Consider the following 25,433-nt stretch of genomic DNA (forward strand, 5'->3'; position numbering starts at 1 on the left):
GCCCCGAATTGCCTTTCGCAATTCGGCTGGCAATCCGGGTGAGGGGGACTTGCCTAGCCGTGGCTCTAGGCCCGGCCCTCGCGGCGTGCGACCCTCGCATCTCCGATTCGGAAACCCCATCATGCTCCGCCTCACCCTTGCCGCCCTTCTCCTCGCCACCCCAACCCACGCCGCCGATATGGCGTTCTTCGTCAAGAACCTGCGCAAGCAGGCGGTCGCGGTGGAGCTGTTCAGCCGTGATCGCAAGATGTCGTGGCCGGGTGGTGGTCAGGTGTTTCTGATCGAGCCGAGCTCGCAGAAATCGGTGCCGATCTCGTGCAATCCGGGAGAAAACATCTGCTACGGCGCCTGGGTCAACGGCAATGATGCGATCTCCGCCGGGGTCGGGCCGGATAATGACCAGCCTTGCGATACGTGCTGCTTCATCTGCGTGGAGAAGACGACCGAGACGATCGATCTGGTGGAGTGAGGGGCGGGGCGCCGAAGCTGCTGATCTCCCCCCTCGTGGGGGAGATGTCCGGCAAGGCAGAGGGGGGCGCGAAGGATCGCCAGCGTATGGATCAGCAAGCCTAAAATTGAAATGACGCGTCTGCAGGAATGAGAGGTCGGCGGGACAGCGCCCCCCTCTGCCTTGCCAGGCATCTCCCCCACCAGGGGGGAGATCAGCAGTTCCGCCCTTTCCCAATCCCCCCAAAATCAGTCACGCCCCGCCCTTCAATGTCAGCCGCCATCATGCGATGCTGATTCCCTCGGCCGGGGGGCCGATTTGCCTCGGGGGAACACCATGTCTTTCACTTGTCTGCGCCGCGTCGTCGTCGCACTGTCGCTTGCCGCGCTGTTTGCGCCGGCCGCTCACGCCGCCGACATCACCTTCGCCGTCAAGAACAGCCATCCCAACGCCATGCGCCTCGAGCTCTACAGCCAGGACCGCGACTATGTCTGGCCGGGCAACGACAAGGATTTTTATCTCGACGATGGCGAGACCAAGCAGATCCCGGTGTCGTGCGACGAGGGCGAGTCCATCTGCTACGGCGCCTGGGTCGACGGCGACGAGGGAACCTATTGGGGCGTCGGCCCCAACAACAAGGAAAGATGCGAGGATTGCTGCTACACCTGCAATGGCGGCGAGACGGAGGAAATTGAACTGACGCCGTAGGAAGTACAGCCAATCTCCCCCCAAGTGGGGGAGATGTCCGGCAGGACAGAGGGGGGCGCCATAGAGCGCAAGCCTCGGCAACCACCGAGCATCGTAATGCCGCACACGCCTCTACCGCCTCGACATCGCGCAAACGCCAGATCGATGCGCAAAGTCCTGACGCCAGCCGAACTCAAGCTCTGGAACGAACTTCGTGCCACCGGCTGATGGGGCTTGGCTTCCGGCGACAAATTTCCGATTGCCGCCTACATTGTCGACTTCGCTTGCCCGGAGAAGAAGCTGGTCATCGAAGTCGATGGCTCCCCGCATGCGGACGCCGGCGCGGCTGCCGGTGATGAAACGCGGACATCGCACCTCGAACAAGATGGCTGGACCGTCCTGCGGTTCTGGAATGACGACGTCATCCGCGACGTCGACAATGTCTGCCAGCATATTGTGATTGCGGCTGGGCTTGGAGGCGCATCCTGAACCGTGCCGGTGCTGGGCTTTGGGCAGGGAAAGGTCGGCGGGACAGCGCCCCCCTCTGGTCTGCCGGCCATCTCCCCCACGAGGGGGGAGATCGGGTTTCCCCGCGGCTTTCGCCAATTATCCCAGCAACGCCCTCTGCCGCTTCGGCCCGCCCGCCTTGCGCCAGGAATTGAACCGGTGCGTCGCGGCGGCAAACGAGATCTTCATCTGCTGGGCGACCGAATAGCGCGACTTGCCTTCGTCGAACAGGCGGTAGCAGCATTCGACGCCCTCCTCGGTCAGCTTGCCGTCGGGCGCCTTGTTGTGCGGATTGGCGGGGTCGAATTTTTCGACCTGCTGTTCGACCAGGCCTTTCAGCCGCTGCAAATCGGCCTCGATGCTGGCGATAAGATCAAGGACGGGTTTCGGATCGAAGTGGTCGTGCGGCTTTGCCGTCATGTTGCTCATGCCTTTCGCTTGCGTATCGCGACCGATATAGGCGAACATTTGCCGATAATGAAGGGCGCGTTGCAATCCGGCGCTTCAACATTTCTTGACTGGTGATTGACCACGGAGACTGCAGCGCCTAGTTTAGAATTGTTCTAAACTGGGGTGAATTTCTCATGCTTTCCCGTGTCTTCGGTTTCGGCCGCCGTCGTTTCGAAACGCTGTCGGAACAGGAGATCCTGGCCCTGGCAATTTCGTCCGAAGAGGATGACGGGCGCATCTACCGCGCCTATGCCGACGGGCTGGCGGACAGTTTTCCGCAATCGGCGAAAGTGTTCGAGGCGATGGCGGCGGAGGAGGACGGCCATCGCGATTCCCTGATCGAGCTCTACCGCAAGCGTTTCGGCGAGCGCATTCCGCTGCTGCGCCGCGAGCACGTGAAAGGCTATTACGAGCGCAAGCCCGACTGGCTGGTGCGGCCGCTCGGCATCGAGCATGTGCGGCGTCAAGCCGAAGCGATGGAGCGGCAGGCCTATCGCTTCTATGTCGAGGCGGCCAAGCGCACCAGCGATGCCTCGACGCGGAAACTGCTCGGCGACCTGGCCGCGGCCGAGCAAAGCCATGAGAATTCGGCGCACCGGCTGGAGCAGAAACTTGTGCCGGGCGAGGTGAAGGACGAGGAAGCCAGCGCCGAGCAACGCCAGTTCATCCTGACCTATGTGCAGCCCGGGCTTGCCGGGCTGATGGACGGCTCGGTGTCGACGCTGGCGCCGATCTTTGCCGCAGCGTTTGCCACGCACGACACCTGGCAGACGCTGCTGGTCGGCCTCGCCGCCTCGATCGGCGCCGGCATCTCGATGGGCTTTACGGAGGTCGCTTCCGACGATGGCAAGCTGTCGGGGCGTGGCTCGCCGATCAAGCGCGGCCTCACCGTCGGCATCATGACGACGCTGGGTGGTCTCGGTCACGCGCTGCCTTACATCATCCCGCATTTCTGGACGGCGACGGCGGTGGCGGCCGTCGTGGTGTTCTTCGAATTGTGGGCGATCGCCTTCGTGCAGAACCGCTACATGCAAACCCCGTTCCTGCGCGCGGCGTTTCAGGTGGTGCTGGGCGGGGCGCTGGTGTTTGCGGCCGGGGTGCTGATCGGGAATGCATGAGCGCCAAGCGCCCCCTCACCCAGCCTCCGCTTCGCTCGGCTGACCTCTCCCCGAGGGGAGAGGAGGTTTTCGACGCCTGCGCCAGTCTCTTCTCCCCAGCGGGGAGAAGGTGGCCGCGAAGCGGCCGGATGAGGGGGCCTGGCGCGACGCCGATACCTAGTCACCCATTCACCGCCCGGCTGTCCGCCGGCGCTTCATCCCGCTCCGTCAGGCCATAGTCCCGCACCACATGCGCAATGCGCAGCCGGTAGCCGGCAAAGATTCCGCCACGGCCGGCCTTTTGCGCCTGCCGGTGCTCTTCCGTGTTGCGCCATGCCTCGACCGCTTCCTCGTCGCGCCAGAAGGACAGCGACAGCACGCGGTTCGGGTCGACCAAGCTCTGAAACCGCTCGATCGAGATGAAACCGTCTATGCCGTCGAGCAGCGGCCGCAGTTCGGCAGCGATGCCGAGATAGGCATCGCGCTTTCCCTCAGCCGGTTGCACCTCGAAGATGACAGCGATCATATCTCCTCCTTGACCGCGGTCTGGAACAGCTGCCGCGGTCCATGCGGCCCCGACACCAGCTTCAGGAAGATGCGGTCCTCTTTCAAGATGAACTTTTCGCGGCGGGCGAATTCGTAATTGGCCTTGCCCGCCGGATCTGCGGCGAGACGGGCGCGATAGGCTTCGTAGGCCGCGAGGCTGTCGATGTTGTAGGCGGCGTAGGCGGTGGTGGCCGAGCCCTCGTGCGGGGCGTAGTAGCCGATCAGATCGGCGCCGCAGCGCGGGATCGCCTGGCCCCAGGCCTTGGCATATTGCTCGAAGGCCGGCTTGCCGAACGGGTCGATCTCATAGCTGATGAAGCAAGTGATGGTCATCGTGATCTCCTTGGGTTTCGCGTGGATAGTTCGAGCGGCGTCGAAACGTTGTGCCGCAGGGTCTGCTAAGCAAAAGCGCTGGCGGTCAGGCCTGCCAGAAGGATTTTGCGCATTCGCGGCGCACATCCTCACGGGTCAGGCCGAGATCGCGCAGCAGATGGTCGTCGATCTCCGCGAGATCGAGCCGCTGCAGGTGGCGGTCGTACCAGCGGGCGAGCAGCCGCCGTTGCAGCCAGGTGACGAATGGAAAAGGCCGGCGGTCGGCGAATGGGGCGGAAGCGGTTGGCATCGGCGTTCTCCTTGATCCCGCCCGACAATAATGCTTATCTGACGAGAATGCTTCGATGGAGACCTAACTATGCGTGAAGGACCCGACATTGCCCGCATTGCCAGCCTGGTCGGCGATCCGGCGCGGGCAAACATGCTGAATGCGCTGATGGGCGGCACGGCTTTGACGGCCAGCGAACTGGCGCTGGAGGCCGGCGTCTCGCTGCCGACGGCGTCCTCGCATCTGTCGAAACTGATGGAGGGTGGGCTGCTGACCTTGGCCAGCCAGGGCCGGCATCGCTATTACGGCCTCGCAGGGCCGCAGGTGGCAGGCATGATCGAGGCGATCACCGGGGTGGCCGAAGCGGTCGGCCCCAAGCGCGTGCGGCCCGGCCCGCGCGACGGCGCGATGCGCGTCGCCCGCGTCTGCTACGACCACCTCGCCGGCGAACATGCGGTGGCGATGCTCGACCGCCTCGTCGCGCGCGGCATCCTGTTGCGCGACGACAATGAGATGAGGCTCGGGGAGATCAGGCCGGGGCAGATCCGGCCGGGGGAGATCAGGCTCGGGCCGTCGGCGGCGTCATATTTTTCGGCCCTCGGTATCGATGTCGGCGTCAAGCCGCGCCGGCCGGTCTGCCGCGCCTGCCTCGACTGGAGCGTGCGCCGCTCGCACCTTGCGGGAACGCTGGGCGCGGCTATTCTGGACAAGATCCTGGCGGAGAAATGGGCAAGGCGGGAGAAGGACAGCCGCGCGGTGGTGTTTTCACCGCCGGGGAAGCAGGCGTTCGAGCGGGTGTTTTTGGCGTAGAGGTTCGGCAGCGCTAATTGGGCGACGCTGGCGGGAACAGCACCCCCCCTCTGGCCTGCCGGCCATCTCCCCCTCAAGGGGGGAGATTACGCGCTCAACAGCTTTCGCCAATCTCGAACATCGTAAAGGTGAGCTGCGCCTCGAAGCTGCCAATCTCCCCCCTTGAGGACAGAGGGGGGTGTGACGGAACGCTTGCGTAGCAGGTGAGGCGCGCGACGCTCACCCCCGCTTCAGCACCTTCGCCTGCTCGAAGAAATCCGCCCACGGATCGGCCTTCTCCAATTCCTTCAGCGTCGTCTTGTCGCCGATCGGGAAGGAATTCGGCGCCAGCCCCTTTTCAACCTCCGCCCACGTCACCGGTACCGAGACCGTCGCGCCCTTCTTGGCGCGGGAAGAGTAGGGCGCGACGGTGGTCGAGCCCCTGCCGTTGCGCAGATAGTCGACGAAGATTTTTCCGGTGCGCGCCTTTTTCGACAGCGTCGCCGTGTAGCGGTCGGGCGCGGCCTGCTCCAGCGCCTTGGCGAAATCATGGGAGAAGGTTTTGACTTCCTCCCAATCCGCCGAGGGTTTCAGCGGCACCAGCACGTGATAGCCCTTGCCGCCTGACGGCTTGACGAAGTTCGGCAGCGACAGATCGTCGAGCTTGCCTCTGATGTCGAGTGCGGCCTCGCGCACCGCCTTGACGTCGACGCCTTCATCGGGATCGAGATCGAAGATGATCTGATCCGGCTTTTCCAGCTCCTCGATCTTGCAGCCCCAGATGTGGACCTCGACCACGCCATACTGGACCAGAGCGGCAAGGCCGTCGAAATCGCGGATGAACAGGATTTCCTCGCCATCGGTCGGGTCCTTCATCCGGGCAATCTTGTCGCTCATGCCGGCCGAAGCATGTTTCTGGAAGAAGCGCGGGCCGCCGATGCCATCCGGCGCCCTGACCAGGCTGAGCGGCCGGTTGACGATGAACTGCTCCATGCGCGGCCAGACCAGCGCGTAGTGTTCGAGCAAAGCCTGTTTGGATATTTTTTCCTCGGGCCACAGCAGCTTGTCGGGATGGGATAGTTTTACGCTGGTCGTGATCGTCGCGGGCGCCTTAGCCCCGGCGGCCTTGCCGGCGCTGCTTGCCGCCGGCTTTGCCTTGTTCGCCGCCTTCGATGGCTTTTCCTGCACGACTTCCTCCGCCGGCTTGTCCTCGCGCAGTCCCTGGAACGACGCGTGGCGTATTATACGGTCCGACGTCCAGCTGCGGAACTCCACTTCGCCGACAAGTTCGGGCCTGACCCAGACCAGGCCCTTGCCCTTCGGCACGGCGGCGGCAAAGGGCGAGGCGACTGCCTTCAGCGCATCGAGTTTTTTCTTCAGATCGGTGGCGCTCCTGGCTGTGAAGCCCGTGCCGACGCGGCCGGCATAGTGGAGCTTGCCGCCCTCGTGGTAGCCGACCAGCAGCGAGCGCAGGCCGCGGCCGGTCTTGTCCGAGGGCAGATACCCGCCGATGACGAATTCCTGGCGGGCCGTGCATTTCGACTTCACCCAGCTTGGGCCACGGCCGCTGCGGTAGGGCGCATCGGCGCGCTTGGAGACGATGCCTTCAAGGCCCATGCGGCAGGCGTGCTGCAGCATGATCTTGCCGGGCTCGGCGAAATGGTCGCTGAAGCGGACGGGGGCATTTTCGGCCGTCTCGCCGAGCAGCTCCTGCAGCGCCTGCTTGCGCTCGACCAGCGGCTCGCGGCGCAAATCGTTGCCGTCAAGCCGCATAAGGTCGAACACATAGTAGGTGAAGCGGTCGGTTCGATTGGCGGAGAGATCCTGCTGAAGCAGCGAGAAAGACGAAACGCCGCTGTCGGCGAGCACGACGATCTCGCCGTCGATGATGGCGTCGCTGCATTTCAGCTGGGCCAGTTCCGCGACGATCTCAGGGCCGAATTTCTCCGTCCAGTCGAGGCCGGTGCGGGTCAGCAGCCGCACCTCCGTGCCGGCGATCTGCGCCTGCATGCGGTAGCCGTCGAATTTGACCTCATGCAGCCAGTCCTCGCCGGGCGGCGCCTCGCGCTCCAGCGTCGCCAGTTGCGGCTCGACGAAGTCGAGGCGCTTGCCGGCTTTCGCCTTGCTGGATGCCGCAGGCTTGTTGGAGTGCCAGACCTTCGGCTTCTTGCCGTCGGCGGTCTTGCCTTCCGCGACCTCTTCGATGGTCAGGCCGGACTTCACCGATTTCGGTGCGTCCTTCAGGATATCCTCGCCGGGGCGGGCGGCGGCATCGTCGGATTTGATCAGCAGCCAGTTGTCGCGCTTTTCGCCAGGGCGGGGTCTTAACCTGACCAGATGCCACCGCCCATTCAGCTTCTGGCCGTTGAGTTCGAAGTCGATATGGCCCTTCTTCATCGCCTTGGCGGGGTCGATCTCTGGCGTCCATGTGCCTTCGTCCCAGACGATGACGGTGCCGCCGCCATACTCGCCCTTGGGAATGGTGCCCTCGAAGCCGGCATAGTCGATCGGGTGGTCCTCGACATGCACGGCCAGCCGCTTTTCGTGCGGGTCGAGGCTCGGGCCTCGCGTCACCGCCCAGCTCCACAACACGCCCTCATGCTCGAGGCGGAAATCATAGTGCAGCCTGGTCGCGTCGTGCTTCTGGACGACGAAGATGCCGCCGGGCTGCTTGCCGCGCGCGACCTTGCCCCCCGGCTCGGCCGTCTTCTTGAAATCGCGCTTGGACTGATATTGTTCGAGGCTGGCCACGGCGCCGACCCTCAAGCCGACTTGCGCTTGGGCGCAGAAGCTTTCGCCTTGCCGCTTTTTGCCGCCGGCTTGGCCTTCTTCGCCGAGACTTCCGCCTGGCCGCCATCGGACAGGCTCTTCTTCAGCGCGTCGAACAGATTGACGACATTGGACGGCTTGGGCGCGGCCTGCGCTTTCGGAGCCTTCTTTCCGGCCTTCTTGGCGCGGATCAGTTCGAGCAGCGCGTCCTCAAACTTGTCCTCGAATGTCGACGGATCGAACTTCCCCTTCTTCTTGTCGATGATGCGTTCGGCCATATCGGTCATCTCCTGGTCGGTCTTCACCGCCTTGATGTCGCCGAAGATGCTCTCCGGCTCCCGCACCGTGTTGCCGTAGCGCAAGGTGGTCAGCACCATGCCTTTGCCGCGCGGCTCGATGACCACGGGCCGCTCGCGGCTATAGAGCACGACGCGCGCCAGCCCGGCCATCTTCTTGTCCGCCATGGCATCGCGAATGACGGCAAAGGCCTCCTCCGAAACCTTGTCGGCGGGCGTGACATAATAGGGCGTGTCGAGATAGATCTGCTCTATCGAGGCTTTGTCGACGAAGCCATCCAGCGCCATCGTGTGCGAGGACTCGATCTGCACCGCTTCGATCTCTTCGTCCTCGATATGGACGAACTCACCGGGGCTCACCTCATAGCCCCTGATCTCGTCGCCATCGCCCAGCGGCTTGCCGGTTTCAGAATCGACATAGATGCGCTTGACCGTGTTGCCGGTCTTGCGGTTGAGCACCCGGAACGAAACTTTTTCGGCGTGGGTGACGACGTTGGTCAGTTCGACAGCGCAGGTGACCAGCGACAGTTTCAGATAGCCCTTCCAGGCGGGGCGAGGTGCCATGGCGAACTCCTGCGCGATGCGGTTCAAGCGAGAACGGGCAAGGCCCGTTCCGGTTCCGGGCGCGCAACCAGGGGCATTTCGGCAGCGAGCATGGAAATTTCGAGAGGCTCGCCAAATCTGAAACAGAACCGCGCCCAAGCGACATCCAGACGAAACATATGTGATGCAAAAGTCACAGTGCCGGAAATGGCGACGAACCACACCGAAAGACCCCCAAACAGCCGCATTCCGGCCACGAAGCATGGGGTTTTCGACCAAAGATTAACATCGTGTTCACCGACTATTCACGCCTCGACACTATGATCCCCGCAATCGGACGGGACATCCGAAAATCGGGACAGGGACTTGAGTAAAATGAAATTCTGGGGCCACATCGCCGGCTATGCCGCCGCCATCCGCGAGTTCATCGCGCCGACCTATCGGCCGGAGCGCTACTACATGCGCGGCCCGGGTCCGGCCTGCGCCCGTCGCGGCAGCTCGCTCGGCGCGCATTGATCATGACATTCGAAACGCGTCACGACAGCCGGATCTGCAGACCGGAGGCCGATCCCCGCGCAACCACCTATCGCGCCGAGCGCCCCGCGCTGGCCGCGAGAAGCCGTGCGACAACGCCGCGGCTTTGATCCCGCTGCCGGCGGGCTTAGTGTCTGAAGACACAAGCTGCCGGACGTCCCGTGACTTCTTCTCCTGAACCCTTCGATGCCAGCCAGCCATTGATCGTTTTCGACGGCGTCTGCGTGCTGTGCTCGGGCTTCGTACGCACGGTGGTCGGGCTCGACCGCAAAAACCGCTTCCGCTTCGCCACGGCGCAGTCGCCCTTCGGCGAGGCGCTGTTCCAGAGATACGGGCTGCGCACCGACAGCTACGAGACCAATCTGGTCCTTGTCGGCGGCGCTCCCTTCATCCGGCTGGACAGTTTCATCGCGGTGATGGCCGAACTCGGCTGGCCGTGGCGGGCGGCGAAGGCCCTGCTGCTCATCCCGCGCCCCTTGCGTGACTGGCTCTACGAACGCATCGCCAAAAACCGCTACGCCATGTTCGGCCGCAAGGACAGTTGCGAGATCCTGTCCGCCGCGATACGTGCGCGCGTGATCGGCTAATCGCATGTCACCCAAAAGTGACCTCGGTTCCGGGAACGACATACGCAAAAAGAGCGGCGCGATGAGGCTTCTGGTCGTTGGCGGCTATGGCATTTTCGGCGGCCGCATCGTGCAATTGCTGGAGAGCGAGCCACGCCTGATCCTGCTCGTCGCCGGGCGCTCACTGGCCAAAGCCGAGGCCTTGTGCAACGCCCGCACCGGCGCGGCGGCGCAGCTCGTGCCGGCGCGCTTCGGTCGCAACGGTGACCTCGCGCAAGGCCGGCCTGTTCGTTCGCGCCTCAGTCCGGCAGCGCCGCGACGGCGACGATCTCGATGACGATGTCTGCCTGGGCAAGCGCTGCGACGCCGATTACCTCCGAAGGCGGCGGATTGTTGTCGCTGCAATGCTTCGGACAATACTCGGCGAAAAACGCGTCCAGCACGTCGAGACGAAAATTAGGCGAGCTGAGGACGCCGCCGTCGGGAAATGGCCCTTTGACGAAAAAGGTCAGCCTGATGAGATGGTCGAGCCCGCTGCCAAGTTCTTCCAGATCCGATTTGATGTTGCCGAGAACTTCCCGCCACTGCGCCACTGCGCCGTGGCATCGCCGGCGAAGCCGCCACCCTTCTTGCCGGCCGGATCGTAGTCAGCCGATGTCGCGGTGTTGCCGCAGAGATAGACGGTGCCTTTCGCACCGCTGACGACCGTGCCTTTGCCCCATGGCATCAACCGGCCGTTCTTGAATTTCTTGTGGGTCACGAGTTCCATTCTCATCTCCCATGCCTCGTGTGACCTGCCCGCCAACGACAGAGGATAGTGCTGTGCGGAGCCACGGCCAGTCCGCTGCCGGTCATCCGCCAGCAGACGAAGGAACATCTGGTCCTTGCGAAATCTCCTGGCGGAGGCGAAAGTTTTTTCTGAAGCCTGTCGAAATCGGCCGCCGCCGCGCGACATACGTCTGGCCCCGCTAGGACGCGGCCTTCGAAACCACGGGAGAACACCCATGCGATACATGCTTTTGATCAACAGCGACGAAGCCGCGCAGGCGAACACGCCAATCGAGAAGGCTCAGCAGATGAGCGCAGCTTATGCCGCCTATACCGAAGCGTTGAAGAAATCCGGCGCATGGCTCGCCGGCGAACGGTTGCGCCCGACCCAGGCGACCACCTCGGTGCGGATCACAGACGGCAAGACCAACGTGATCGACGGCCCCTATGCCGACACCAAGGAGCAGCTTGCCGGCTTCTACATGATCGAGGCGGCCGATATCGATACCGCCATCGACTGGGCGGCGCGCTGTCCGGCGGCGAGCGCCGGCACGGTCGAGTTGCGGCCGATCTGGGAAATGGCCGACTACATGCCCAAGAAATGACACCGTGATGGACAATCGCCCGGAGATCGCGCGGGCGGCGGCCGAAGCGGCCGCCCGGCAGAGTTACGGCAAGCTGGTCGCCTGGCTAGCGGCGCGCACCCGCGACGTGGCCGGCGCCGAGGACGCGCTGGCCGAGGCCTTCGCCGCGGCGCTGGAGCGCTGGCCACAGACCGGCGTGCCCGACAAGCCGGAAGCATGGCTGCTGGCCGTGGCGCGCCGGCGGCGCGTCGACGCGGTGCGCCGTCGGCTGACCAGCGAGGCGAGCCGCGACCATCTCAAGCTGATGGCCGAGGAGATGGAGGCGAGCATGGAAGACGAAGACCTTCCCGACGAACGTCTCAGGCTGATGTTTGCCTGTGCGCATCCGGCGATCGAAGCCAGCGTGCGGGCGCCGCTGATCCTGCAGACCATTCTGGGTTTCGACGCGGCGACGATCGCCTCGGCCTTCCTGGTTTCGCCGGCGACGATGGGCCAGCGTCTGGTGCGCGCCAAGAGCCGCATCCGCGAGATCGGCATTCCGTTCCGCGTGCCGGATCGCGCCGAACTCGGCGAGCGGCTGGGAACGGTGCTGGAAGCGATCTACGCGGCTTTCGCCGAAGGCTGGACCGACCCGGCAGGGACCGAGACGAGAGCGCGCAATCTGGCGACCGAAGGCATCTGGCTCGGGCGGCTGGTGGCGTCACTGATGCCGGACGAACCGGAAGCGCTCGGCCTGCTGGCGCTGATGCTGTTTGCCGAGGCGCGGCGCCCGGCGCGGCGCGATGCGGCTGGAGATTATGTGCCGCTCGCCGACCAGGATTGCCGTCTTTGGGATCACGCGCTGATCGACGAAGCCGAGGCGCTGCTGGGCCGCGCCGCCGACATGGGCGTCATCGGCCGCTATCAGCTCGAAGCGGCGGTACAATCGGTGCATGCGACGCGGCGACGGACCGGCCAAACCGATTGGGCGGCGATCCGTAACTTCTACGATGCGCTGTCGGCGATATCAGGCTCGCCGGTGATTTCGATCAACCGCGCCGTGGCGATTGCCGAGGCCGAAGGGGCGGCGGCAGGACTGGCGGCGCTCTACGTGCTGGGCGACGACAAGCGGCTCAACGACTATCAGCCCTATTGGGCCGCTCGCGCCGGCCTGCTGGCCAGGCTCGGCAATGCGGCGCAAGCGGTCGAAGCCTATGACCGGGCGATTGGCCTTGAACGCGACCCCGCCGTGCGCCGCTTCCTGCAGGCGAAACGGGCGACCCTGCGAAATTGAAGCGTCCGTTCAGGCCGGCCACATCTCATGCGTGGTGTTGAGCCGTTTCATCAGCGGATGCGCGCGCAGCGCCGACCATAAGCGTTCGATGTTCGGCCAGTCGGCTCGCGCCTTGTCCATATCGGGGTGCCAGGCCACCAGCATGACGAGGTAGATGTCGGCCAGCGACATCGCGTCGCCGACCAGCCAGCCGCGCCCCTCGAGGGCTGCATCGACAATGGCGAAGCCGCGGTCCATCTCGGCAATGGCTGCCTGCTTGACGGCTTTCTTGCCGTCGGCATCGGTGGTGTAGCGATGGGCATAGTAGAGGCGCAGGATGGCGGGGTAGAGCACCGACGACATGAACGCCATCCAGCGCAGGAAACCGGCGCGATCCGGCGATCCGGCGGCCGGCGCCAGACCCGCCTCCGGATGGCGCTCGGCAAGCAGGATGCAGATCGCCGCCGATTCGGTTATCGATTGACCGTTGGGCAAGGTCAGCACCGGAACCTGGTTCAACGGGCTGATGTCGAGGAAGGCCTGGTCCGGCGGATCCTTCTTGGGCACATCGATCTGGTCGAATTGCGCGTTTGCCAGCGCCAATGCGGCCTCGACGACAAAACCGCCGCTGCCTGGGCGCGTGTAAAGTTTGTACATGAGATTCTCCCCCTGCCCACACGAAGCAGGCCGGGGCGATTTGACCCTGAAGCCGCCTCCCGCTCAAGCCGGTGGCGGACGCCACAGCCGGGTTTTCTGCGGTCCAGCCATGAGACTTCCGATGTCGGAGGGACAGCACCCCCCGATGCCCGGCAGGGCGGAGGGGGGTGCGAAGGATCCCCGCTATCCCGTTGAGACGTTAAGCGCCCAGCCCGTCGAACAGGATCGTCGACAGATAGCGCTCGGCGAAGGACGGGATGATCACCACAAGGTTCTTGCCCTTGTTCTCCGGCCGCGAGCCGACGACGATCGCCGCTTGCAGGGCGGCGCCCGACGAGATGCCGACCGGCACGCCTTCAAGGCGGGCGACGAGGCGGGCGTTGGCGACCGAATCCTCGTTGGAGACCTTGACGATCTCGTCATAGATCGAGGTGTCGAGGATCTTGGGCGCGAAGCCGGCGCCGATGCCCTGGATCTTGTGCGGGCCGGGCTGGCCGCCCGACAGCACCGGCGAGGCCTCCGGCTCGACGGCGACGACATGCACCGAGGGCTTGCGTTGCTTCAGCACCTGGCCGACGCCGGTGATCGTGCCGCCGGTACCGATGCCGGCGACGAAGATGTCGACCCCGCCATCGGTGTCGTTCCAGATCTCCTCGGCGGTGGTGCGGCGGTGGATCTCCGGGTTGGCCGGGTTTTCGAACTGCTGCGGGATGACGGCGTCAGGCAGGGTGGCGGCCAGTTCGTCGGCCTTGGCGATGGCGCCCTTCATGCCTTTCGGCCCTTCCGTCAGCACCAGTTCGGCGCCGAGCAGCGCCAGCATCTTGCGGCGCTCCACCGACATGGTTTCGGGCATGGTCAGGATCAGCTTGTAGCCCTTGGCGGCGGCGGCGAAGGCGAGCGCGATGCCGGTATTCCCCGAGGTCGGCTCGATCAGCGTCGTCTTGCCGGGTTTGATCCGGCCCGACGCTTCCAGGGCCTCGATCATGGCAACGCCGATGCGGTCCTTGACCGAGGCGATCGGATTGAAGAATTCGAGCTTGGCAAGAAGGTTGGCAACGACGCCCTTCTCCTTGGCGAACTTGTCGAGCTGCACCAGCGGCGTGTCGCCGATCGTCTCGGTGATCGAGTTGTAGACACGGCCGCGGCCGGGCACGCGCGCGGAAGGCTTGTTCATTGGTTTCGCTCCCAAATCAGATCAGGCAATTGGCGTCGGCGGACAGAATAGGGCTTTCGCCCGCGCAAGATAGGCTGCCGGCCGAAAATATCGAGTGGGCCGCTTGCTGAAAACGCTTGTCTCCTCAAGCCGCATTTTCCGGATGGACCGATCGGCGGAATGGATGGGCCTGAACCGATCTACTGACGTGCGGCAATGGCTGCGGCCGCGCCCACCATGAAGCCGGCGGCGGTGCGGTTCAGCGCCTTCAGCGCGCGTGGCGATTTCAGGAACCAGCGCGCCTTGGCGGCCAGCGCAAGATAGGGCACCAACACCACAAAGAGCACGATAACGGTGAGCGCGACCAGGATGCCGTAGTCGGCGAGCGTGATGGTCTTCAGGTCGACGATGGTCGGCGTGATGGCGACGTAGAAGATCATCGTTTTCGGGTTGCCCAGCGTGACGGTGAGGCCGGCAAAGAAGCTCGATACCAGGCCGCCCTTGCCTTTCCTGGCCTCGACAGTCTCGGGCGTGATCCCGGCCGTCCAGAAACGCCAGCCGAGGAAGGCGAGATAGGCGACGCCCAGCCATTTGATGACGAGAAACACCATGCCGAAGCTTTGCGCGACAAAGGCAAGGCCGAGCACCACCGCGGTGAGATAAATGAGGTCGCCGAGCATCAGGCCGAACGACATCGCCAGCGACGAGCGGAAGCCGGATCCGAGCGCCCGCGCCACAAGCGCGGTGACGCCGGGGCCGGGAATGGCGGCGGCGATGCCCAGCGCAGCACTATAGGCAAGGAAGCCGGTGAGGGTCATGACGGTCGCACCTCGTGAAACGACTCTGATGCCATGAAAGCCTGCAACGGCAAAACGGATTCGATTGCGCCAACCAGGACATGAAAGCCGGTCATCATCGCCTGAAAGCGAGAGATGGTTCACTTACGCCCCGAAGGCGGTCGGCTATCTCGCATGGCTCCGAACGGCAGGAGCACCCATGTTAGCCAAAAGACTTCACATCCAGCTCATGAAGTGGATGCCCAACAACTATTCCGAAGCACGCGGTCACGTCCACGAGCTGGAATGGTATCTGTGGTTCGAGGGGCGTCAGGCTTTCAGCCTGTTCGACAAGGGCGATAGCGATGTCGTTCCGCAGACTGGATATTTTACCGACAGCCGGGACCCTGGCGCTCACCCCATTCGTCCGATGATCTATCCGCTGGTCGTCAACAACCGGTTCAAGGTGCGACTGGTGGCGATCGAGCGTGACGGACCGCAAAAGATAGACCCCGACGACACCGCCAAAGGCGAATTCTACATCGACCTCGACACCAAATATCCGCCGGTCTCCGACTGGCGCATCGTCGCTGCCGATCCGCGCAACACCGACCTCAACGTGGAAGCGTCGTTCCAGCTGCAATGGCTGGACTATGTAGATACCGCCGAGATTGCCGAGGATGGCCCGCCACGCATCATCGACAAGTCCAATTATCCCTATCCCTGGGGCGCCAATGTGATGGTGTTCGAGCACTGGCTCGGGCTTGGCCGCAAGGCGCCGCTCAAACTCATCGACCCGAACCGCGCTTCGCGCCGCGAATACTGGATGATCATTGGCAATGCGGCCCGGCGCATGGTGCAGGACCTCTATCGCTTCAACGTCAACCAGCTTGGCGTCGCCAACGACACCATCAGCAGTGTTTACGTGCCGAAGCTCAATGCCGGCCACGTCACGGTGACGCTTTACGAACACGATTTCAGCGACGGCCGCTTCGCGCAAGGGGCGAAGAAGTCCTTCGGCTCGGTCGGCCTCTTCAATCTCAGGGATACCGGTTTCGATGACCGTGTCTCATCGGCCGAGGTGATCCATACCTATCCCAAGGTGATCCATCGGGACGTACATTAGGGCCGGTTGCGCAGTTCGCCGGCTCAGGACGGGCCGTCGACATGGGTGATGCGCCAGATGGTGCCGTTGCCATCCTCGGTGACGATAAGCGCGCCGTCCTTGGCCACCGCGACGCCGACCGGCCGGCCCCAGACGGCGTCGTCGGAGAGGACGAAGCCGGTGATGAAATCCTGGTACTCGCCGGTCGGCTTGCCGTCGCTGAATCTCAGCCGCACCACCTTGTAGCCGGTCCTCATACCACGGTTCCAGGAGCCGTGCAGGGCGACGAAGGCGTCATCCTTGTACTCTGCCGGGAAATTGCCGCCGTCATAGAAGGCGATGTTGAGCGGCGCCGAATGCGCCTGCATCAGCACGTCGGGCACGGTGACCGAGCCGGCGAGGTCTGGGCGCGCGCCCTCGTGACGCGGGTCCTCGTTGGCGCCGATATAATACCAGGGCCAGCCATAGAAGGCGCCGTCCTTGACTGAGGTGGCATATTCGAACGGCACATCGTCGCCGAGACCGTCGCGCTCGTTGACGACACACCACAGCGCGCCGGTGGCCGGTTGCACGGTCATGCCCGAACAATTGCGCAGGCCGGTAGCGAGGATGCGGCCATTCTTGCCGTCGGGGCCGAAGGCCAGCACGTCGGCACGGCCATCCTCGGAACCCCAGGTGGCGCCGAGTGGCTGTGATTTTGCCCAGGCGTCAAGGCCGCCCTTCGGTGCCTTCTGCATGCCCTCCGCGACGTTCGATCCGGAGCCGACCGAGAGATACAGCGTCTTCCCGTCCGGCGAGAAGGCGATATCGCGGGTCCAGTGGCCGCCGGTAGGGATGTCGGAGACAATCGTCTCCGGTTCGACGGAGGCTTTAAGGTCGCCGTCGCGATAGGCGTAGCGGACCACGCTGTCGTTGTTGGCGACGTAGACCCATTGCGGCTTGTCGCCAGGCGGGTAGAAGGCGATGCCATAGGGCTGGTTGAGATTGTCGGCAAAAATGCCCTCTTCGGCCGGCTTCGCGCTACCCTTGGCCAGCCGATAGACGCGGATCTGGTTGGCGTCACTGTCGGCGACGAACAGGTCGCCGTTCGGCGCCACGCGCACGACCCGCGGATTGGAAATGCCGGAAGCAACCAGTTCGGCCGAAAACCCAGGCAGCAGGACGGGCTTCGCGCCCTCGGGCCGATCGCCAAGGCCGGCGCTGTTGGAGGCGGATTCGGTGATGTTGGGCTTTTGCAGATCATCCGGCTTGATCAGCCGGCGCACACCTGGCTTGTCGGCCGTCCAGTCGCCGAAAGCGTCTTTGCCGGTCAGCAGCGGTTGATCGGCCTCCTGGGCGAAGGCGCTGGTGGCCAGAAGCAGGGCAAGGCCTGCCAAGCCGGCAATCCGGATCATGCTGTTCTCCTCGAACTCGCGCCGGTCGGCGCGTCATGCACAAGGGAGATATTGTGCGGCCGCCGCAAAAGAGAAGCGTGCGCGCGCAGATTCGACGAGAGAACCGCTCAACTTTCCTCTTCGACGTCGAGATCGTCGTCGAGACGCTTTTCCAATGCGACGAGATCTTCCGGCAGCGGCAAGCCCATGGCGCGCATTTCGCGCAGTTTTTCGCGCAGCTGCTCCTGGATTTCGTGCTCGTCCTCCGGCTGGTTGACCATTTCTTCGAGCAGCATGCTGATCTGGGCCTTGAACGATTCAAGCGCCATTCTGCGCCCTCCTTTACGGTGATCCCGGCTTTCGAATTATCTTAACATCCGGGTAATCAATTGCGCAGTGTAGTCGACCATAGGCACGATGCGGGCATAATTCAGCCTGGTCGGGCCGATGACGCCGAGCGCGCCGACGACGCGGGCGTCCTTGTCGCGGTAAGGCGCCACGACCAGCGACGAGCCGGAGAGCGAGAACAGCTTGTTTTCCGAGCCGATGAAGATCCGCACGCCGGGGCCGTCCTCGGCGAGGTCGAGCAGCTGGATCAGCCCGTCCTGCGTCTCCAGATCCTCGAACAGGTGGCGCAGCAATTCGATATCGGCCTGGGCGGTGACGTTTTCGAGCAAATTGGCGCGGCCGCGCACGATAAGGCGCGCCGGCAGGCCGCTATCGGCGCCGGCCCACACCGCCAGGCCTTTCTCGACCAGATCCTGCGACAGCGTGTCCAGCGCTGCCCTGGTCTCGTCCTTGATGCGGGCGATCTCGATGCGCGCCTCGGCGAGCGTGCGGCCCCTGATATGGGCGTTGAGGAAGTTGGAGGCCTCGTGCAGCTGCGAGACGGTGATGCCGGCCGGCAGGTCGACGACGCGGTTCTCGACATCGCCATTCTGCGACACCATCACCGCCAGCGCCTTGGTCGGCTCGAGCTGGATGAACTCGATGTGCTTCAGCGCCACCTCGTTCTTGGTGGCGAGCACCAGGCCGGCGCCGCGCGACATGCCCGACAGCATCTGGCTGGCCTCGGTCAGCATGTGTTCCAGCGTCGCGCCCGAGCCGGAGGCGCGCACCTGCGCCTCGATGACCCGGCGTTCCTCGTCGGAGAGATCGCCAAGCTCCATGAAGGCATCGACGAAGAAGCGCAGGCCGGTCTGGGTCGGCAGGCGCCCGGCCGAGATGTGCGGGGCATAGATCAGGCCGAGATGCTCGAGGTCGCTCATCACGTTGCGGATGGTGGCCGGCGACAGCGACGACGGCAGGATGCGCGACAGGCTGCGCGATCCCACAGGCTCACCGTCCTTTAGATAGGATTCGACGATGCGCCGGAAAATGTCGCGCGAACGCATGTCGAGCGATTGCAGCGCGGGCGCCAGCAGACTGGGTTCGGTGACTGCCTTGGTCATTCGAGCCAAAAACCTCCGGCTCAAGGATATAGACTTCCATCGCCCCCGCGCAACCCGGCGTCTGTGCCAGATCGCCCGGCCTTTTCCTTTGCGCCATGGGCTGCATGCGTCTACAAGCCGCCGACGCAACCGTAAAAGAACAGAAAGAGGCCTCGATGCGCCCTTCTAAACGCCAAGCCGACGAAATGCGCGCCATCTCCTTCGAGCGCGGCGTCTCCAAACACGCGGAAGGCTCGTGCCTGGTGAAATTCGGCGACACGCATGTGTTGTGCACGGCGAGCCTGGAGGAAAAGGTGCCAGGCTGGATGCGCAATTCCGGCAAGGGCTGGGTGACGGCGGAATACGGCATGCTGCCGCGTTCGACCGGCGAGCGCATGCGCCGTGAAGCCTCGGCCGGCAGGCAAGGCGGCCGCACGCTGGAAATCCAGCGGCTGATCGGCCGCTCCTTGCGCGCCGTTGTCGACCTGCAGGCACTGGGCGAACAGCAGATCACCGTCGACTGCGACGTCATCCAGGCCGATGGCGGCACCCGCACGGCCTCGATCACCGGCGGCTGGGTGGCGCTCTACGATTGCCTGCGCTGGATGGAAGCGCGGCAGATGGCCAGTGTTGCCAAGGTGCTGAAGGACCATGTCGCGGCAATTTCCTGCGGCATCCATGACGGCCAGCCGGTCATCGACCTCGACTACATCGAGGATTCATCTGCCGGCACCGACGCCAATTTCGTCATGACCGGCAAGGGCGGCATCGTCGAGATCCAGGGCACCGCCGAGGGCGAGCCGTTCTCGGAAGGGCAGTTCGCGGAGTTGATGGGCCTGGCCAAGAAGGGCATTCAGCGGCTGGTGAGCTTGCAGCAGATGGCTGTGGCCTGATTGAATTTAACGTGATGACGTCGGCGATCCTTCACACCCCCCTCTGGCCTGCCGGCCATCTCCCCCGCAAGGGGGGAGATCAGAGGTCGCTACCGTTTTCGCCAACCATCAACGTTGAGACGCCGCCAGCGGAACTGCCAATCTCCCCCCTTGCGGGGGAGATGCCCGGCAGGGCAGAGGGGGGTGCCTGATGCAACCCTCCGCTATTCTTGAGTCAGCGCTTTACGTCACGGATCTCGCCGCTGCCGAGACCTTCTACTCCGATGTCCTCGGCCTCCCTCTCCTCGGCAAGGTCGACGGCCGCCATCTCTTCTTCCGCTGCGGCCCGGGCGTGCTGCTCATCTTCAACGCCGAAGCCACCAAAATCCCGCCGGCGCCCGATGCGCGGCTGAAAGTGCCGCCACATGGCACGGTCGGCGAGGGCCATCTCTGCTTTGCCGCAAGTGCGGATGAACTCGCACAGTGGAAGGCGCAACTTGAGGCGAAAAACATCGCCATCGAAAGCGAATTCGAATGGCCGCAGGGCGGGCGCTCGATCTACATACGCGACCCCTCGGGCAATTCGATCGAATTCGCCGAGCCAAGGATCTGGGGCCTTTGATGCATTCTCTCGATGGAAAGAAGATCGTCGTTGCCAGCCACAATGAAGGCAAGCTGCGCGAATTCGCCGACTTGATGGGTCCGTTCGGCTTCGAGGCGAAGTCGGCCAAGGACTACGGCCTGCCGGAACCGGAGGAGACCGGCACCACCTTCGAGGAAAACGCCTACATCAAGGCCTTCGCCGCGGCTAAGGCGACCGGCCTGCCGGCGCTGTCGGACGATTCGGGCCTGTGCGTCGACGCGCTCGACGGCGCTCCCGGCGTCTACACCGCCAATTGGGCCGAAGCTCCCGACGGCAGCCGCGACTTCGGCATCGCCATGCAGCGCACCGAAGTGGCCTTGCAGGAGGTCGGCGCCGCCGAGCCAGCGCAGCGCAAGGGGCGGTTCGTCGCCGTCATCTGCTTGGCCTTCCCCGATGGCGAGGCTGAATATTATCGCGGCGAGGCTGAGGGAACGCTGGTGTGGCCGCCGCGCGGCGAACTGGGCTTTGGCTACGACCCGGTGTTTTTGCCCGACGGTTTCGACAAGACGTTCGGCGAGATGATCGCTGAGGAAAAGCATGGCTGGAAGCCCGGCCAGGCAACGGCGCTTTCGCACCGCGGCCGCGCCTTCCAGAAATTCGCCCGCGCCAGGTTAGGCTCAGCCTGATGTCGCTGGACCGCAGCCCGGGCTTCGGCGTCTATATCCACTGGCCGTTCTGCGCGGCCAAATGCCCGTATTGCGACTTCAACAGCCATGTCCGCCACCAGCCGGTCGACCAGGAGCGCTTTGCCCGCGCCTTCGAGACCGAGCTGAAGACGATGCGCGAGCGGACCGGGGCGCGCGAAGTGACCAGCATCTTTCTCGGCGGCGGCACACCGTCGCTGATGCAGCCGCAGACGGTGGCGGCGGTGCTGGACGCCGTGGCGAAGAACTGGACGGTGCCCGACGGCATCGAGGTGACGCTGGAAGCCAATCCATCTTCGGTAGAGGCCGAGCGCTTTCACGGCTACCGCGCGGCCGGCGTCAACCGCGTGTCGCTCGGCGTGCAGGCGCTGAACGACAAGGATCTGCGCTTCCTCGGCCGGCTGCACAATGTCGACGAGGCGCTGCATGCAATTGGCCTGGCACGGGACATATTCCCAAGACTCTCCTTCGACCTGATCTACGCCCGCCCCGGCCAGACGCTGGACGACTGGCAGGCGGAGCTCGAACAGGCGATCGGCCATGCCGCCGACCATCTGTCGCTCTACCAGCTGACCATCGAGGAAGGCACGCCGTTCCATGCGCTGCATGCGGCGCACAAGTTTACCGTTCCCGACAATGACCGGGCCGCCGATCTCTATGCGCTGACTCAGGAGGTCACCGCGGCGCATGGCCTGCCGGCCTATGAGATTTCCAACCACGCCAGGCCGGGCGCCGAGAGCCGGCACAATCTGACCTATTGGCGGTATGGCGAATATGTCGGCGTCGGACCGGGCGCGCATGGCCGCTTTATCGAGAACGGCCACCGTGTTGTGACGATCGCCGAGCGGATGCCGGAGACCTGGGCCAATCTGGTGGAGGCCAGGGGCCATGGCGTCACCGGCGGCGAGATCCTGACGCGCTCCGAAGAGGCCGACGAGTTCCTGCTGATGGGGCTGAGGTTGGCCGAAGGCATCGACCTTTCCCGCTACGAGGCGTTTTCCGGGCGCGGCCTGTCGAGCGCCCGGCTGGCCGTGCTGCAGGATGAGGGGCTGGTGGCGCCGATCGGCAATGCCAGGCTACGCGCCACGCCAGCCGGCATGATCGTGCTCGATGCCGTGGTGGCGGATTTGGCGCGGTAGATCGCGATGAAGAACGTACTGTTCGTCTGCAGCCAGAACCGCTTGCGCAGCCCGACCGCCGAGCAGGTGTTCTCCAAACGTAGGGATATCGAGGTCGCGTCGGCCGGCACCAACCACGACGCCCACACGCCGCTGACGCATGAGCTGGTCGCCTGGGCCGACATCGTCTTCGTGATGGAAAAGGCGCACCGCACCAAGCTGCAGAAGAAATTCAAGGAGAGCCTGAAGAAGGCCCGCGTCATCTGCTCCCGGATGATTACGGATTCATGGATCCGGAGTTGGTGCGATTGCTGGAGGTGAGGGTGACGCGATAGCCTGGGCTGACTGATGTGGTTGGGGCGTTCCACGCCCGCGTTCGCCATCCTCGGGCTTCACCCGGGATTCATGCCGCGAGGTTAAGGCGCTGCAGCGGTTCAGAATTCTGCGCCGCTGCATCCTTCGGCAGAGGTCACGGAATGGATCATAGGGTCTGCGCCGCGTCACTTCGCTCCTTGCTTCGCCCTAGGATGACGATGTTGCACCGATCGACAAACTAAGCGTCGTGCTTGAAGCGGCGCTTGCCGCGGTGTTTCTCGGCATGCGCCTCTCCGGTCCGGGCCGGCTTGGCGTCGCTCTTGTCCCGGCGGACGCTGTTCTGGTCGTTCATCGGATGCGGCGGCGCGCCTTCGCGGGCGCTCTTCGTTTCAAGACGGGTGATGAAGATATCGAAACGATTGGGCATCGTACGGTCAGTGCTCCGTCGTGCTGTCCGGTTTGTTGTCCGAAAGCCTGACATTCGTCGGCAAGGCGGTGGCCGCCCGACTGGCCAGGCCGGTGTCGCTTTCGGCGAGCGCACGCTTGCCCTTTCGCGCAGTGAAGCGCTTGCGCTCGGCATAATAGGGCTCGAAAACGTCCTGCAATTCCAGGCTGTCCATCCTGTCCTCCTCCTCAAGAGACTCAGGTATTCAATCCGCCAGCCACGCTTTCGTTCCCCACTGTGGCAAAGACATGGCCGCCGGGTTACATCGGCGTCAGGTTTGGCTCGACGTTCGGGAGTTTTGCAACCCGGCGCGCGCCGTGCCAAACAGGGCGAAATGGAGAGACCCCGGTGACCGGCGAGAAGCGCAGCTATGTGATCGGGCAGACCGAGATCGCGGTCCGGTCGCTGGCGCCGGCGCTGTATCTGGTGGCGACGCCGATCGGCAACCTCTCCGACATCACGCTGCGCGCGCTGGAGACGCTGGCCGCCGCCGACATCGTCGCCTGCGAGGACACTCGCGTCTCGCGCGTGTTGCTCGATCGCTACGGCATCCGGCGGCGCACCACCGCTTATCACGAGCACAACGCCGGCGAGGCCGGGCCGAAGCTGATCGCGGCACTCGAGGCCGGGCAGAGCGTGGCGCTGATTTCGGATGCCGGCACGCCGCTGATCTCCGACCCAGGCTACCGGCTGGTCGGCGAAGCGCTGGAGCGCGGCCTGCGCGTGGTGCCGATCCCCGGCCCATCGGCGCCGCTGGCGGCGCTGACGGCGTCGGGCCTGCCGTCCGACGCCTTCCTGTTTGCCGGGTTTCTGCCGGTGAAATCAGGGCAGCGGATGACAAAGCTGGAAACGTTCAGGGCGGTGCCGGCAACGCTGATCTTCTTCGAGTCGCCACGCCGGCTGGCCGAAACGCTGGTCGCCATGGTCGAGGCGTTGGGCGGCGCGCGCAAGGCCGCCATCGGCCGCGAGCTGACCAAGACTTTCGAAGAGATGCGGACGGGAACGCTGCAGGCGCTGGCCGATCATTATGCGGCGGCCGATACGCCGAAGGGCGAAATCGTCATCTGCGTCGGGCCCGCCGAGATCAAGGCCGACCAACCCGCCGACATCGACAGGCTGCTGCTGTCGCTGGCCGCCGAAATGCCGGCGTCCAAGGCGGCGGCGGAGGCGGCGAAGATGACCGGCGGGCAGAAGCAGGCGCTTTACCGGCGGCTGCTGGAACTCAGGGATGCGGTTGGAGAAGGCGAAGGTGGCTGAGCGCCCGGCCGCCAGCCGCCAAAAAGCCTATCGGCGCGGCCATCGCGGCGAGTGGCTGGCGGCAGCGGCGCTGATGCTGAAAGGTTATCGCATCCTCGCCCGCCGGCATCGCACCCGCTTCGGCGAGATCGACCTGATCGCCAGGCGCGGCGACCTGGTGCTGTTCGTCGAGGTCAAGGCGCGGCGCACGCTGATGGAAGCGATGGAGGCGATCGGCCACGAATCGGAGCGCCGCATCGAGGGCGCCGCCGACATCTGGCTGTCGCGGCAGCCGGACTACGGCAGATTGTCGATGCGCTTCGACATGATCGCGGTGCTGCCCTGGCGCTGGCCGGTGCATGTCGAGAACGCGTTTTTTGGGAGGAGTTAGCGGCCTTTACCCTCCCCCTTGTGGGCATAGGCGCTAAGATAGGTATTGCCCTGCGGAATCGGGTGTGATTCTACACTGCGATGACACACGAATCGCTTGTTGATGACGGCTGGGCCGAGACGATTGAGCTTCTCGGCGGCGAAGAGTTGATCGCAGGAAGTGCCCGCGAGACGAAGGCGTTCCTGCGCCCGCGCGGCGTCAGGTCGGCGAGCGACCTGTTGCGCCTGACACTGGCTTACTGCCTTGGCAAGGTTGGCATGCGGGGCGTCGTGGCCTGGGCGGCGGCGAGCGGGATTGCCGACATTTCAGACGTGGCGTTGCTTGGCCGGCTGCGCAATGCAGGACCATGGCTGCAGCAGTTGATTGGGCACCTTTTGAAGCGCGAGGATGCAGGTTTGGCCAAAGGCCGACTGGTTCGCATCCTCGATGCGACAGCGGTTGCCAAGGCCGGTGCGTATGAGAAGAAGAACAATGGTCTTTGGCGCATGCACTGCGCCTTTGAGCTTGAGCGCGAGCAGTTCGACTTCCTCGAGATCACCGACCAGAGCGAGGCCGAGTTGATCGACCGCGTGCCGGTGGTGCCGGGCGAGATCCGCATCGGTGACCGCGCCTATCTGCAGGCCGAGCGGATCGCCAAGGTGATGGCGCAAGGCGGCGATGTTGTTGTGCGCGCGTCGTGGAAAAACGCGCGATGGCTCGACGCCAACGGCAGGGCGTTCGATCTCATCGGCTACCTGGAGAGCTGCCGGGAGGAAGTCTGCGAAACGCCTGCCCGGCTGGCACTCAAGAAGGGCGAGCCTGTGAAGATGCGCCTGATCGCCTTGCGCAAATCCGAGGC

At 64.4% G+C, this 25,433-nt stretch carries 32 protein-coding genes and 3 pseudogenes; 20 read left to right on the top strand and 15 right to left on the bottom strand.

Features of this window, described 5'->3' with window-relative positions; all coding sequences use genetic code 11:
- Nucleotides 1–121: 121 nt before the first annotated feature.
- The 3 genes and pseudogenes from NKI61_RS26890 to NKI61_RS26900 all read left to right on the top strand — a co-directional run bounded on the left by NKI61_RS26890 (nucleotide 122) and on the right by NKI61_RS26900 (nucleotide 1,624).
- Nucleotides 122–469 (top strand): hypothetical protein, encoded by a 348-nt coding sequence (locus NKI61_RS26890; RefSeq protein WP_352841702.1) that lies wholly within the window; start codon nucleotides 122–124, stop codon nucleotides 467–469.
- Between the two features lie 315 nt (nucleotides 470–784).
- The gene (locus tag NKI61_RS26895; RefSeq protein ID WP_023681251.1) at nucleotides 785–1,156 is read left to right on the top strand and encodes a hypothetical protein; all 372 of its coding nucleotides are present in this window, start codon (nucleotides 785–787) and stop codon (nucleotides 1,154–1,156) included.
- Between the two features lie 96 nt (nucleotides 1,157–1,252).
- A pseudogene (locus NKI61_RS26900) lies at nucleotides 1,253–1,624 on the top strand (endonuclease domain-containing protein).
- A gap of 117 nt (nucleotides 1,625–1,741) precedes the next feature.
- On the opposite strand, the gene NKI61_RS26905 reads toward NKI61_RS26900, so the two are convergent.
- A complete protein-coding gene (locus NKI61_RS26905; RefSeq protein ID WP_023681249.1) occupies nucleotides 1,742–2,062 on the bottom strand; it encodes a hypothetical protein in 321 nt (106 codons plus the stop codon).
- 164 nt (nucleotides 2,063–2,226) lie between these two features.
- Here NKI61_RS26905 and mbfA point away from each other — a divergent pair, with 164 nt between their 5' ends.
- On the top strand, nucleotides 2,227–3,210 hold the full coding sequence (gene mbfA / locus NKI61_RS26910; protein WP_352841706.1) for an iron exporter MbfA: 984 nt from the start codon (nucleotides 2,227–2,229) through the stop codon (nucleotides 3,208–3,210).
- Nucleotides 3,211–3,370: 160 nt separating this feature from the next.
- On the opposite strand, the gene NKI61_RS26915 is transcribed toward mbfA, so the two are convergent.
- From NKI61_RS26915 to NKI61_RS26925, 3 genes are all read right to left on the bottom strand, one after another.
- Nucleotides 3,371–3,715 (bottom strand): antibiotic biosynthesis monooxygenase family protein, encoded by a 345-nt coding sequence (locus NKI61_RS26915; protein WP_352841708.1) that lies wholly within the window; start codon nucleotides 3,713–3,715, stop codon nucleotides 3,371–3,373.
- On the bottom strand, nucleotides 3,712–4,068 hold the full coding sequence (locus NKI61_RS26920; protein WP_352841710.1) for an NIPSNAP family protein: 357 nt from the start codon (nucleotides 4,066–4,068) through the stop codon (nucleotides 3,712–3,714). Before NKI61_RS26920 ends, NKI61_RS26915 begins: the two co-directional genes overlap by 4 nt.
- Nucleotides 4,069–4,153: 85 nt before the next feature.
- Nucleotides 4,154–4,357, bottom strand: a complete 204-nt coding sequence (locus NKI61_RS26925) for a DUF1127 domain-containing protein (RefSeq protein WP_023681245.1) — start codon at nucleotides 4,355–4,357, stop codon at nucleotides 4,154–4,156.
- Between the two features lie 69 nt (nucleotides 4,358–4,426).
- On the opposite strand from NKI61_RS26925, the gene NKI61_RS26930 reads away from it, so the two are divergent.
- Nucleotides 4,427–5,146: an ArsR/SmtB family transcription factor gene (locus NKI61_RS26930; RefSeq protein WP_352841712.1), complete on the top strand. Its 720-nt coding sequence runs from the start codon at nucleotides 4,427–4,429 to the stop codon at nucleotides 5,144–5,146.
- 219 nt (nucleotides 5,147–5,365) lie between these two features.
- Here NKI61_RS26930 and ligD read toward each other — a convergent pair whose 3' ends face one another.
- A complete protein-coding gene (gene ligD, locus NKI61_RS26935; protein WP_352841714.1) occupies nucleotides 5,366–7,876 on the bottom strand; it encodes a DNA ligase D in 2,511 nt (836 codons plus the stop codon).
- An 11-nt stretch (nucleotides 7,877–7,887) separates the two neighbouring features.
- Entirely contained in the window at nucleotides 7,888–8,754 is an 867-nt protein-coding gene (ku, locus tag NKI61_RS26940; RefSeq protein ID WP_023748231.1) for a non-homologous end joining protein Ku, read from the bottom strand.
- A gap of 345 nt (nucleotides 8,755–9,099) precedes the next feature.
- Here ku and NKI61_RS26945 point away from each other — a divergent pair, with 345 nt between their 5' ends.
- From NKI61_RS26945 to NKI61_RS26955, 3 genes are all read left to right on the top strand, one after another.
- Nucleotides 9,100–9,249 carry a hypothetical protein gene (locus NKI61_RS26945; protein WP_196813601.1) on the top strand — a complete coding sequence of 50 codons (150 nt, stop codon included), beginning with the start codon at nucleotides 9,100–9,102 and terminating at the stop codon, nucleotides 9,247–9,249.
- A 179-nt stretch (nucleotides 9,250–9,428) separates the two neighbouring features.
- On the top strand, nucleotides 9,429–9,854 hold the full coding sequence (locus NKI61_RS26950; RefSeq protein ID WP_031198306.1) for a thiol-disulfide oxidoreductase DCC family protein: 426 nt from the start codon (nucleotides 9,429–9,431) through the stop codon (nucleotides 9,852–9,854).
- A 61-nt stretch (nucleotides 9,855–9,915) separates the two neighbouring features.
- Nucleotides 9,916–10,170, top strand: coding sequence for a hypothetical protein (locus tag NKI61_RS26955; RefSeq protein ID WP_031246056.1), 255 nt, complete (start codon nucleotides 9,916–9,918; stop codon nucleotides 10,168–10,170).
- On the opposite strand, the gene NKI61_RS26960 is transcribed toward NKI61_RS26955, so the two are convergent.
- Both NKI61_RS26960 and NKI61_RS26965 read right to left on the bottom strand, forming a co-directional pair.
- On the bottom strand, nucleotides 10,133–10,426 hold the full coding sequence (locus NKI61_RS26960) for a RidA family protein (protein ID WP_245270836.1): 294 nt from the start codon (nucleotides 10,424–10,426) through the stop codon (nucleotides 10,133–10,135). The two genes, NKI61_RS26955 and NKI61_RS26960, sit on opposite strands and share 38 nt — an antisense overlap.
- Nucleotides 10,342–10,602 (bottom strand): hypothetical protein, encoded by a 261-nt coding sequence (locus tag NKI61_RS26965; RefSeq protein WP_245270838.1) that lies wholly within the window; start codon nucleotides 10,600–10,602, stop codon nucleotides 10,342–10,344. The genes NKI61_RS26960 and NKI61_RS26965 overlap by 85 nt, the downstream gene beginning before the upstream one ends.
- 235 nt (nucleotides 10,603–10,837) lie before the next feature.
- Between NKI61_RS26965 and NKI61_RS26970 the strand changes: the two genes are divergently transcribed.
- Both NKI61_RS26970 and NKI61_RS26975 read left to right on the top strand, forming a co-directional pair.
- Nucleotides 10,838–11,206, top strand: a complete 369-nt coding sequence (locus tag NKI61_RS26970) for a YciI family protein (protein WP_023681239.1) — start codon at nucleotides 10,838–10,840, stop codon at nucleotides 11,204–11,206.
- A gap of 7 nt (nucleotides 11,207–11,213) precedes the next feature.
- Nucleotides 11,214–12,458 carry an RNA polymerase sigma factor gene (locus tag NKI61_RS26975; RefSeq protein ID WP_352841716.1) on the top strand — a complete coding sequence of 415 codons (1,245 nt, stop codon included), beginning with the start codon at nucleotides 11,214–11,216 and terminating at the stop codon, nucleotides 12,456–12,458.
- A gap of 9 nt (nucleotides 12,459–12,467) precedes the next feature.
- Here NKI61_RS26975 and NKI61_RS26980 read toward each other — a convergent pair whose 3' ends face one another.
- The 3 genes from NKI61_RS26980 to NKI61_RS26990 all read right to left on the bottom strand — a co-directional run bounded on the left by NKI61_RS26980 (nucleotide 12,468) and on the right by NKI61_RS26990 (nucleotide 15,065).
- The gene (locus tag NKI61_RS26980) at nucleotides 12,468–13,094 is read right to left on the bottom strand and encodes a glutathione S-transferase family protein (RefSeq protein ID WP_352841717.1); all 627 of its coding nucleotides are present in this window, start codon (nucleotides 13,092–13,094) and stop codon (nucleotides 12,468–12,470) included.
- Between the two features lie 199 nt (nucleotides 13,095–13,293).
- Nucleotides 13,294–14,268 (bottom strand): cysteine synthase A, encoded by a 975-nt coding sequence (gene cysK, locus NKI61_RS26985; protein ID WP_352841719.1) that lies wholly within the window; start codon nucleotides 14,266–14,268, stop codon nucleotides 13,294–13,296.
- Between the two features lie 179 nt (nucleotides 14,269–14,447).
- Nucleotides 14,448–15,065: a LysE family translocator gene (locus tag NKI61_RS26990; RefSeq protein ID WP_352841721.1), complete on the bottom strand. Its 618-nt coding sequence runs from the start codon at nucleotides 15,063–15,065 to the stop codon at nucleotides 14,448–14,450.
- Nucleotides 15,066–15,243: 178 nt separating this feature from the next.
- On the opposite strand from NKI61_RS26990, the gene NKI61_RS26995 reads away from it, so the two are divergent.
- The gene (locus NKI61_RS26995; RefSeq protein WP_352841723.1) at nucleotides 15,244–16,149 is read left to right on the top strand and encodes a hypothetical protein; all 906 of its coding nucleotides are present in this window, start codon (nucleotides 15,244–15,246) and stop codon (nucleotides 16,147–16,149) included.
- A 23-nt stretch (nucleotides 16,150–16,172) separates the two neighbouring features.
- Here the strand turns inward: NKI61_RS26995 and NKI61_RS27000 are convergent, their stop codons facing one another.
- The 3 genes from NKI61_RS27000 to hrcA form a co-directional block, all read right to left on the bottom strand.
- The gene (locus NKI61_RS27000; protein ID WP_352841725.1) at nucleotides 16,173–17,522 is read right to left on the bottom strand and encodes a PQQ-dependent sugar dehydrogenase; all 1,350 of its coding nucleotides are present in this window, start codon (nucleotides 17,520–17,522) and stop codon (nucleotides 16,173–16,175) included.
- 107 nt (nucleotides 17,523–17,629) lie between these two features.
- Nucleotides 17,630–17,830: a hypothetical protein gene (locus NKI61_RS27005; protein WP_023672050.1), complete on the bottom strand. Its 201-nt coding sequence runs from the start codon at nucleotides 17,828–17,830 to the stop codon at nucleotides 17,630–17,632.
- A 36-nt stretch (nucleotides 17,831–17,866) separates the two neighbouring features.
- Nucleotides 17,867–18,952, bottom strand: a complete 1,086-nt coding sequence (hrcA, locus tag NKI61_RS27010; RefSeq protein WP_023681233.1) for a heat-inducible transcriptional repressor HrcA — start codon at nucleotides 18,950–18,952, stop codon at nucleotides 17,867–17,869.
- Nucleotides 18,953–19,107: 155 nt separating this feature from the next.
- On the opposite strand from hrcA, the gene rph reads away from it, so the two are divergent.
- The 6 genes and pseudogenes from rph to NKI61_RS27040 form a co-directional block, all read left to right on the top strand.
- The gene (gene rph, locus NKI61_RS27015; RefSeq protein ID WP_352652519.1) at nucleotides 19,108–19,824 is read left to right on the top strand and encodes a ribonuclease PH; all 717 of its coding nucleotides are present in this window, start codon (nucleotides 19,108–19,110) and stop codon (nucleotides 19,822–19,824) included.
- A 190-nt stretch (nucleotides 19,825–20,014) separates the two neighbouring features.
- Nucleotides 20,015–20,425, top strand: coding sequence for a VOC family protein (locus NKI61_RS27020; RefSeq protein ID WP_352841727.1), 411 nt, complete (start codon nucleotides 20,015–20,017; stop codon nucleotides 20,423–20,425).
- Entirely contained in the window at nucleotides 20,425–21,072 is a 648-nt protein-coding gene (gene rdgB / locus NKI61_RS27025; protein ID WP_352841729.1) for an RdgB/HAM1 family non-canonical purine NTP pyrophosphatase, read from the top strand. The genes NKI61_RS27020 and rdgB overlap by 1 nt, the downstream gene beginning before the upstream one ends.
- Complete coding sequence (gene hemW / locus NKI61_RS27030; protein WP_352841731.1) at nucleotides 21,072–22,229, top strand: radical SAM family heme chaperone HemW; 1,158 nt, start codon at nucleotides 21,072–21,074, stop codon at nucleotides 22,227–22,229. Before rdgB ends, hemW begins: the two co-directional genes overlap by 1 nt.
- Nucleotides 22,230–22,235: 6 nt before the next feature.
- A pseudogene (locus NKI61_RS27035) lies at nucleotides 22,236–22,543 on the top strand (low molecular weight protein tyrosine phosphatase family protein).
- A gap of 200 nt (nucleotides 22,544–22,743) precedes the next feature.
- Nucleotides 22,744–22,878, top strand: a pseudogene (locus tag NKI61_RS27040) (EamA family transporter); the annotation flags it as partial.
- Between the two features lie 79 nt (nucleotides 22,879–22,957).
- On the opposite strand, the gene NKI61_RS27045 reads toward NKI61_RS27040, so the two are convergent.
- On the bottom strand, nucleotides 22,958–23,143 hold the full coding sequence (locus tag NKI61_RS27045; protein WP_023687558.1) for a hypothetical protein: 186 nt from the start codon (nucleotides 23,141–23,143) through the stop codon (nucleotides 22,958–22,960).
- A gap of 173 nt (nucleotides 23,144–23,316) precedes the next feature.
- Here NKI61_RS27045 and rsmI point away from each other — a divergent pair, with 173 nt between their 5' ends.
- From rsmI to NKI61_RS27060, 3 genes are all read left to right on the top strand, one after another.
- Entirely contained in the window at nucleotides 23,317–24,225 is a 909-nt protein-coding gene (gene rsmI, locus NKI61_RS27050) for a 16S rRNA (cytidine(1402)-2'-O)-methyltransferase (RefSeq protein ID WP_023752806.1), read from the top strand.
- Nucleotides 24,218–24,595 carry a YraN family protein gene (locus NKI61_RS27055; protein WP_023698068.1) on the top strand — a complete coding sequence of 126 codons (378 nt, stop codon included), beginning with the start codon at nucleotides 24,218–24,220 and terminating at the stop codon, nucleotides 24,593–24,595. The genes rsmI and NKI61_RS27055 overlap by 8 nt, the downstream gene beginning before the upstream one ends.
- Nucleotides 24,596–24,675: 80 nt before the next feature.
- The coding region (locus NKI61_RS27060; protein WP_502899924.1) for a transposase at nucleotides 24,676–25,433 on the top strand (758 nt) is incomplete at its 3' end.

The organism is Mesorhizobium sp. M0514 (genome assembly GCF_040321145.1).
Lineage (GTDB): Bacteria > Pseudomonadota > Alphaproteobacteria > Rhizobiales > Rhizobiaceae > Mesorhizobium.

What these genes read in the sequence shown, in the direction of transcription:
- NKI61_RS26890 (WP_352841702.1), top strand. Translation starts at nt 122, where the DNA reads ATGCTCCGCCTCACCCTTGCCGCCCTTCTCCTCGCCACCCCAACCCAC.
- NKI61_RS26895 (WP_023681251.1), top strand. Translation starts at nt 785, where the DNA reads ATGTCTTTCACTTGTCTGCGCCGCGTCGTCGTCGCACTGTCGCTTGCC.
- NKI61_RS26905 (WP_023681249.1), bottom strand. Translation starts at nt 2,062, where the DNA reads ATGACGGCAAAGCCGCACGACCACTTCGATCCGAAACCCGTCCTTGAT.
- mbfA (WP_352841706.1), top strand. Translation starts at nt 2,227, where the DNA reads ATGCTTTCCCGTGTCTTCGGTTTCGGCCGCCGTCGTTTCGAAACGCTG.
- NKI61_RS26915 (WP_352841708.1), bottom strand. Translation starts at nt 3,715, where the DNA reads ATGATCGCTGTCATCTTCGAGGTGCAACCGGCTGAGGGAAAGCGCGAT.
- NKI61_RS26920 (WP_352841710.1), bottom strand. Translation starts at nt 4,068, where the DNA reads ATGACCATCACTTGCTTCATCAGCTATGAGATCGACCCGTTCGGCAAG.
- NKI61_RS26925 (WP_023681245.1), bottom strand. Translation starts at nt 4,357, where the DNA reads ATGCCAACCGCTTCCGCCCCATTCGCCGACCGCCGGCCTTTTCCATTC.
- NKI61_RS26930 (WP_352841712.1), top strand. Translation starts at nt 4,427, where the DNA reads ATGCGTGAAGGACCCGACATTGCCCGCATTGCCAGCCTGGTCGGCGAT.
- ku (WP_023748231.1), bottom strand. Translation starts at nt 8,754, where the DNA reads ATGGCACCTCGCCCCGCCTGGAAGGGCTATCTGAAACTGTCGCTGGTC.
- NKI61_RS26955 (WP_031246056.1), top strand. Translation starts at nt 9,916, where the DNA reads ATGAGGCTTCTGGTCGTTGGCGGCTATGGCATTTTCGGCGGCCGCATC.
- NKI61_RS26965 (WP_245270838.1), bottom strand. Translation starts at nt 10,602, where the DNA reads ATGGAACTCGTGACCCACAAGAAATTCAAGAACGGCCGGTTGATGCCA.
- NKI61_RS26970 (WP_023681239.1), top strand. Translation starts at nt 10,838, where the DNA reads ATGCGATACATGCTTTTGATCAACAGCGACGAAGCCGCGCAGGCGAAC.
- NKI61_RS26975 (WP_352841716.1), top strand. Translation starts at nt 11,214, where the DNA reads ATGGACAATCGCCCGGAGATCGCGCGGGCGGCGGCCGAAGCGGCCGCC.
- NKI61_RS26980 (WP_352841717.1), bottom strand. Translation starts at nt 13,094, where the DNA reads ATGTACAAACTTTACACGCGCCCAGGCAGCGGCGGTTTTGTCGTCGAG.
- cysK (WP_352841719.1), bottom strand. Translation starts at nt 14,268, where the DNA reads ATGAACAAGCCTTCCGCGCGCGTGCCCGGCCGCGGCCGTGTCTACAAC.
- NKI61_RS26990 (WP_352841721.1), bottom strand. Translation starts at nt 15,065, where the DNA reads ATGACCCTCACCGGCTTCCTTGCCTATAGTGCTGCGCTGGGCATCGCC.
- NKI61_RS26995 (WP_352841723.1), top strand. Translation starts at nt 15,244, where the DNA reads ATGTTAGCCAAAAGACTTCACATCCAGCTCATGAAGTGGATGCCCAAC.
- NKI61_RS27000 (WP_352841725.1), bottom strand. Translation starts at nt 17,522, where the DNA reads ATGATCCGGATTGCCGGCTTGGCAGGCCTTGCCCTGCTTCTGGCCACC.
- NKI61_RS27005 (WP_023672050.1), bottom strand. Translation starts at nt 17,830, where the DNA reads ATGGCGCTTGAATCGTTCAAGGCCCAGATCAGCATGCTGCTCGAAGAA.
- hrcA (WP_023681233.1), bottom strand. Translation starts at nt 18,952, where the DNA reads ATGACCAAGGCAGTCACCGAACCCAGTCTGCTGGCGCCCGCGCTGCAA.
- rph (WP_352652519.1), top strand. Translation starts at nt 19,108, where the DNA reads ATGCGCCCTTCTAAACGCCAAGCCGACGAAATGCGCGCCATCTCCTTC.
- NKI61_RS27020 (WP_352841727.1), top strand. Translation starts at nt 20,015, where the DNA reads ATGCAACCCTCCGCTATTCTTGAGTCAGCGCTTTACGTCACGGATCTC.
- rdgB (WP_352841729.1), top strand. Translation starts at nt 20,425, where the DNA reads ATGCATTCTCTCGATGGAAAGAAGATCGTCGTTGCCAGCCACAATGAA.
- hemW (WP_352841731.1), top strand. Translation starts at nt 21,072, where the DNA reads ATGTCGCTGGACCGCAGCCCGGGCTTCGGCGTCTATATCCACTGGCCG.
- NKI61_RS27045 (WP_023687558.1), bottom strand. Translation starts at nt 23,143, where the DNA reads ATGGACAGCCTGGAATTGCAGGACGTTTTCGAGCCCTATTATGCCGAG.